This is a genomic window from Pseudomonas sp. AGC41 (assembly GCF_057334555.1).
Genome location: NZ_JBHFJB010000138.1, coordinates 11,764 through 14,622 on the forward strand (window position 1 = coordinate 11,764; position 2,859 = coordinate 14,622).

Annotated in this window: 3 protein-coding genes; all 3 read right to left on the minus strand. The window is 62.2% G+C overall.

The features are described from left to right. Positions 1-71 precede the first annotated feature (71 nt). From ACE04F_RS22800 to cysT, 3 genes are read right to left on the minus strand one after another with little or no spacing between them, the layout of a single operon-like run. Positions 72-1,061 carry a sulfate/molybdate ABC transporter ATP-binding protein gene (locus tag ACE04F_RS22800; RefSeq protein WP_003186962.1) on the minus strand — a complete coding sequence of 330 codons (990 nt, stop codon included), beginning with the start codon at positions 1,059-1,061 and terminating at the stop codon, positions 72-74. A gap of 3 nt (positions 1,062-1,064) precedes the next feature. Further along, positions 1,065-1,934 (minus strand): sulfate ABC transporter permease subunit CysW, encoded by an 870-nt coding sequence (gene cysW / locus ACE04F_RS22805; protein ID WP_305497621.1) that lies wholly within the window; start codon positions 1,932-1,934, stop codon positions 1,065-1,067. A gap of 13 nt (positions 1,935-1,947) precedes the next feature. Continuing rightward, the gene (cysT, locus tag ACE04F_RS22810) at positions 1,948-2,766 is read right to left on the minus strand and encodes a sulfate ABC transporter permease subunit CysT (RefSeq protein ID WP_013692011.1); all 819 of its coding nucleotides are present in this window, start codon (positions 2,764-2,766) and stop codon (positions 1,948-1,950) included. Positions 2,767-2,859 lie beyond the last annotated feature (93 nt).

A 2,859-nucleotide genomic window follows, 5' to 3' on the forward strand; every position in this document is an offset into this window, starting at 1 on the left:
GGGCTCGCTCCCACATTGGATTGGCGTCGTACACAAATCCCTTGTGGGAGCGAGCCCTGCTCGCGAAGCTTTTAAAGGTTTGAAACCTTCTGCCAGACCTTCGGCTTGAAGAACAGCGTCTCGCCCTTCGCCAACCCAACCAGGCTGTCGTGGTCCTTCACCACTTCGGCCTCGATCAGTTCGCTCTGGCCTTCGACCTTCAACGTTACCCGCGTGGTCGCGCCAAGCGGGCGAATGTCGCGCACTTCGGCGGCGTGGTGGTCTTCCAGTTCCGAGCGCGACAACGACACTTCATGCGGACGGAACAGCACATGCCGGTCCTCCCCAAGGTGCAGACGGTTCGAGTCGCCCAGGAAGTGATAGACAAAATCGCTGGCCGGGTTCTCGTACACATCGCCTGGTGAGCCGATCTGTTCGATAACGCCCTTGTTCATCACCACGATCCGGTCGGCGACTTCCATGGCCTCTTCCTGGTCGTGGGTCACGAACACCGAGGTCAGGTTGATGTCCTCGTGCAGCCGCGCCAGCCAGCGGCGCAATTCCTTGCGGACCTTGGCGTCGAGGGCGCCGAACGGTTCGTCCAGCAGCAACACCTTGGGTTCCACCGCCAAGGCGCGGGCCAGGGCGATACGCTGGCGCTGGCCGCCGGACAACTGCTCTGGATAACGGTCGGCGAGCCAGTCCAACTGCACCATGTTCAGCAGTTCATGGACCTTGGTCGCGATCTGGCTTTCGTTCGGGCGCTGGTTCTTGGGCTTCATACGCAAGCCGAAAGCGACGTTGTCGAACACCGTCATGTGGCGGAACAAGGCGTAGTGCTGGAACACAAAACCGACGTTGCGATCACGCACGTCGTGGCCGGAAACGTCCTCACCGTGGAAAACGATGTTGCCTTGGTCCGGGGTCTCGAGGCCGGCGATGATCCGCAGTAAGGTGGTTTTGCCGCAGCCCGACGGGCCGAGCAGCGCCACCAGCTCGCCGCTCTGGATGTCCAGGCTGATATCGTCCAGCGCCCTGAAGGCGTTGAAGTTCTTGCTGACGTTACGGACTTCGATCGACATGACTTATTCCTCCGCGGCGCTGGCGCGCAGGCGGTTGATTCGGTTTTCGCTCCACTGCTTGAGCAGCAGGATGAAGAGCGCCAGGATCAGCAACAAGCTCGCCACGGCGAACGCGGCCACGTGGTTGTATTCGTTGTAGAGGATCTCGACGTGCAGCGGCAGGGTGTTGGTCACCCCGCGAATGTGCCCGGAAACCACCGACACCGCGCCGAACTCGCCCATCGCCCGGGCGGTACACAGCACCACGCCATAGATCAGACCCCACTTGATGTTCGGCACAGTCACATGCCAGAACATCTGCCAGCCGTTGGCGCCCAGCAGGCGCGCGGCCTCTTCTTCCTGGGTGCCCTGCTCCTGCATCAGCGGGATCAGTTCACGGGCCACGAACGGCACGGTGACGAAGATCGTCGCCAGGACGATGCCCGGCAGCGCGAACACGATCTGGATATCGTGATCCGACAGCCACGGCCCGAACAGGCCCTGGGCACCAAACATCAACACGTAGACCAGGCCAGCGATTACCGGCGACACCGAGAACGGCAGGTCGATCAGCGTCACCAGCATGCTTTTGCCACGGAACGAATACTTGCTCACGCACCATGCGGCGCTGACGCCGAACACCAGGTTCAACGGCACCGAGATCAACACGGCAAACACGGTGAGCTTGAGCGCCGATAGCGCATCGGGTTCGAAGATCGCCGCGAAGAACGTTCCCAGGCCCGACTTCAGGCCCTGGGACACCACGATGAACAGCGGCAGCAGCAGAAACAGTGCAAAAACCAGCCAGCCGAGGCCGATCAGGATGCGCCGCGAAACCGCGCTGCCGCGGCGGGCAGCGTTGGTGGAGGCGGCGGAAATAGACGATTGGGACATGGTTCGCGCCTCCTTATGGGGTTTCGATGCGCCGCTGCAACAAGTTGATCAGCAGCAACAGGACGAAGGAAACCACCAGCATCAGCACGCCGATGGAGGTGGCGCCGGTGTAGTCGTATTGGTCGAGCTTGACCATGATCAGCAGCGGCAGGATCTCGGTCTTCATCGGCATGTTGCCGGCGATGAAAATCACCGAGCCGTACTCGCCCACGCCCCGGGCAAAGGCCAGGGCGAAGCCGGTCAACCAGGCCGGTAACAGAGCCGGCACGAGGATATGGCGGAACACCTGCCATGGCTTGGCGCCGAGGCAGGCGGCGGCTTCTTCGACTTCACGGGGAATGTCGGCCAGCACCGGCTGCACCGTGCGCACCACGAACGGCAGCGTCACGAAGGTCAGCGCCAAGGTGATGCCCAGCGGGGTGTAGGCGATCTTGAAACCCAGGTCGGTGGCGAACTGGCCGACCAGGCCAGTCGGCGCGTACAGCGCCGTCAGGGCGATGCCGGCCACAGCGGTGGGCAAGGCGAACGGCAGATCGATCATCGCGTCAATGATCTTGCGACCGGGGAAGGTGTAGCGCACCAGCACCCAGGCCAACAGCGTCCCGATCACGCCATTGATGATCGCAGCGTACAGCGCGGTACCGAAACTGAGCTTCAAGGCTGCCAGCACCCGCGGCGCCGAAATGATCGCCCAGAACTGTTCCCAGGTGAGTTGGGCGGCATGCACGAACATCGCCGCCAAGGGTATGAGCACAATCAGACTGAGGTACACCAGGGTGTAGCCCAGCGTCAGCCCGAAGCCGGGTATGACGGGGGATATGCGACGCGACATAAAGGTCCTTGGTTAAAACTGGCCCGACGGTAAATCGGGACCCGTTAGCAAAGCCAGCCTGTGAGCGGGCGCAACCTGTGGGAGCGAGCCTGC

Coding starts and splice junctions, on each gene's coding strand:
- cysT (WP_013692011.1), bottom strand. CDS start 2,766: ATGTCGCGTCGCATATCCCCCGTCATACCCGGCTTCGGGCTGACGCTG.
- cysW (WP_305497621.1), bottom strand. CDS start 1,934: ATGTCCCAATCGTCTATTTCCGCCGCCTCCACCAACGCTGCCCGCCGC.
- ACE04F_RS22800 (WP_003186962.1), bottom strand. CDS start 1,061: ATGTCGATCGAAGTCCGTAACGTCAGCAAGAACTTCAACGCCTTCAGG.